The organism is Pseudomonas sp. (genome assembly GCF_050739995.1).
GTDB lineage: Bacteria > Pseudomonadota > Gammaproteobacteria > Pseudomonadales > Pseudomonadaceae > Aquipseudomonas.
This window is the reverse complement of record NZ_JBOICG010000349.1, coordinates 1-3,269: the sequence shown is the minus strand read 5'-3', so window position 1 is coordinate 3,269 and position 3,269 is coordinate 1. Positions and strand designations below refer to the sequence as shown.

Genomic DNA, 3,269 nt, shown 5'->3' with positions numbered 1-3,269 from the left:
TCGGCCACTTCAAGCGCGACAGCCAGTGGCACACACCGCAGGCGATCCTGATCAATATCCTGCTGGCGATGCCGGTGTCCCTGGGCCTGGCGTTATGCGGCTATGCGTTGCAGATCGACGCCCGTGGGCAAAACGCCAACCTGGGCGCGGCACTGCTGCTGATTGCCCAAGCGTGGCTGGTGTTCTACACCGCCTATCGGATTCTGGCGCCGGGTGGCGTGGCTGAACTGCACTTCCGCTGGGAACGGCCTCAAGTGGCCTTCCTCCAGGGTTGGATACGCAAACTCGGGCTGGTGGTGCTGGCCCTGGTGGCCGTGGTGGCCATCGCCGAACACCAACCGGCAGCGCTGGCCGATGACGTGCTGGGCATCGCCGTGGTGCTGACCTGCTACGCACTGATGGCCTGGCTGCTGGGTCGCCTGCTGCTGAACAGCCCGACCCACGAAAAAGCCTCGCTGTTCCGCAAGTTCGTCGGGCTGGTATTTACCGCCCTGCCCATCGCGCTGTTTATCGCCGTGTGCTTCGGCTACTACTACACCGCGCTCAAACTCAGCGACCGCTTGATCAACACCCTGTACCTGCTGATGTTCTGGCTGGTCATCGAAGCCACCTTCGTACGCGGCCTTGGCGTTGCCGCACGGCGACTGGCCTACGCACGCGCCCTGGCCAAGCGCCAGGCCGCCAAGGAAGCTGGTGACGGCGAAGCGGTGATCGAAGAGCCGACCCTGGACATCGAGCAGGTCAACGAACAGTCCATGCGCCTGATCCGCCTGGCTTTGCTCGGCGGCTTTATCGCGGCGTTGTACTGGGTGTGGAAAGACCTGATCACCGTGTTCTCCTACCTGGACAACGTCACCCTCTACGAATACACCAGCGGCACCGGCGCCAATATCAGCATGGTGCCGATCAGCATCGGCGACTTGCTCGGCGCCTCGATCATCGTCGGGATTACCTTTGCCCTGGCACGCAACCTGCCGGGGTTGCTGGAAGTCTTGGTGTTGTCCAAGCTGGACCTGGCCCAAGGCAGCGCCTACGCGACCACAACGTTGCTGTCTTATGTGATTGCCGGCGTCGGCTTCGTCTCCACCCTGTCCACCCTCGGCGTGAGCTGGGACAAGTTGCAATGGCTGGTAGCGGCACTGTCGGTGGGGTTGGGTTTCGGGATGCAAGAGATCTTCGCCAACTTCATCTCCGGCATCATGATCCTGTTCGAACGCCCGGTGCGCATCGGTGACACCATCACCATCGGCAACCTGTCGGGCACGGTGAGCAAGATCCGCATCCGCGCCACCACCATCACCGACTTCGACCGCAAGGACATCATTGTCCCGAACAAGACGTTCATTACCGGGCAACTGATCAACTGGTCGCTGACCGACACCATCACCCGCGTCACCCTGAAACTCGGCGTGGACTACGGTTCCGACCTGGACCGCGTGAAAGAACTGCTGCTCAAGGCCGCCCGCGACAACCCACGGGTGCTCAAAGAGCCGGAGCCCCACGTGTACTTCCTCAACTTCGGCGAAAGCACCCTCGACCACGAACTGCGCATGCACGTACGCGACCTGGGCGACCGCAACCCGGTGATCGACGAAGTGAACCGTTTTATCAACCGCGAATTCAAGAAAGAGCACATCAACATTTCGTTCCGCCAGATGGAGGTCTACCTGAAAAACCTTCACGGCCAGGAATACAAACTGGTGGAAGTCGAACCGGCGAACAAACCCGCCAACGACGGCGGCGTGCAAGAGCCACCACCCAGCAAACTCGACTAACCGCGCTATCCCCAGCAGAATGCTCGGACATTCTGCTGGAGATGGCCGGTGAAAGCCCTCGACGAACTGACCTTCGACAACCGCTTCGCACGCCTGGGCGACGCGTTCTCAACCCACGTACTGCCTGAACCCCTCGACGAGCCACGCCTTGTGGTGGCGAGCGATGCCGCCTTGGCCTTGCTCGACCTCGACCCGGCCGTGGCCGAAACGCCGGTGTTCGCCGAACTGTTTGGCGGGCACAAGCTGTGGGCGCAGGCGGAACCGCGGGCGATGGTCTATTCCGGGCATCAGTTCGGCGGCTACACCCCGCAATTGGGCGATGGACGCGGGCTGTTGCTGGGCGAGGTCTACAACGAGGCAGGCGAGCATTGGGACCTGCACCTCAAGGGTGCCGGGCAAACGCCTTACTCGCGCATGGGCGATGGGCGGGCGGTGCTGCGCTCTTCGATTCGCGAGTTCCTGGCCTCTGAAGCGCTGCATGCGCTGGGCATCCCCAGCAGCCGCGCATTGTGCGTGATCGGTTCCAGCACGCCGGTATGGCGTGAAAAGCAGGAACGCGGGGCGATGGTATTGCGCCTGGCACCCAGCCATATCCGCTTCGGACATTTCGAATACTTCTACTACACCAAGAAGCCCGAGCAGCAGGCGCAGTTGGCCGAACACGTCCTCAACCTGCATTACCCCGAATGCCGTGAACAGCCCGAACCGTACCTGGCCATGTTCCGCGAAATCGTCGAGCGCAACGCCGAGATGATCGCCAAATGGCAGGCTTATGGCTTCTGCCATGGGGTGATGAACACCGACAACATGTCGATCCTGGGCATCACCTTCGATTTCGGGCCGTTTGCGTTTCTCGATGATTTCGACGCGCATTTCATCTGCAACCATTCCGATCATGAAGGGCGTTACTCCTTCAGCAATCAGGTGCCGATCGGGCAGTGGAACCTCAGCGCATTGGCGCAAGCGCTAACGCCGTTTATCAGCGTCGATGCATTGAAGGAAACGCTTGGCCTGTACCTGCCGCTGTATCAGGCGCATTACCTGGACTTGATGCGTCGCCGCCTGGGACTGACCACCGCCGAAGACGATGACCAGAAACTGGTGGAGCGCTTGCTGAAGCTGATGCAGAACAGTGGCGTGGATTACACGTTGTTCTTCCGCAGGCTGGGGGATGAGTCGGCGGCGCTGGCTGTGGCGCGACTGCGTGATGATTTTGTCGACCTGGCCGGGTTTGATGCCTGGGCTGAGTTGTACAAAGCCCGGGTTGCCCGAGACGGGAATGACAGCCAAGAGCAGCGTCGGGAGCGAATGCATGCGGTGAACCCGCTGTATATCTTGCGCAACTACCTTGCGCAGAACGCCATCAGCGCTGCTGAGTCCGGGGATTACAACGAAGTGCGGCGGCTGCATGAGGTGCTTTCCAGACCGTTTGAGGAACAAGCGGGAATGGAGCAATACGCACAGCGCCCGCCGGATTGGGGGAAGCATTTGGAG

General features: G+C 61.1%; 2 protein-coding genes. Both read left to right on the top strand.

Annotation, left to right across the window (positions count from 1 at the left end):
* The coding region (locus ACRESD_RS11690) for a mechanosensitive ion channel domain-containing protein (protein WP_431751041.1) at positions 1-1,775 on the top strand (1,775 nt) is incomplete at its 5' end.
* 48 nt (positions 1,776-1,823) lie between these two features.
* A partial coding sequence (gene selO, locus ACRESD_RS11685; protein WP_431751040.1) for a protein adenylyltransferase SelO occupies positions 1,824-3,269 on the top strand: 1,446 nt, incomplete at its 3' end.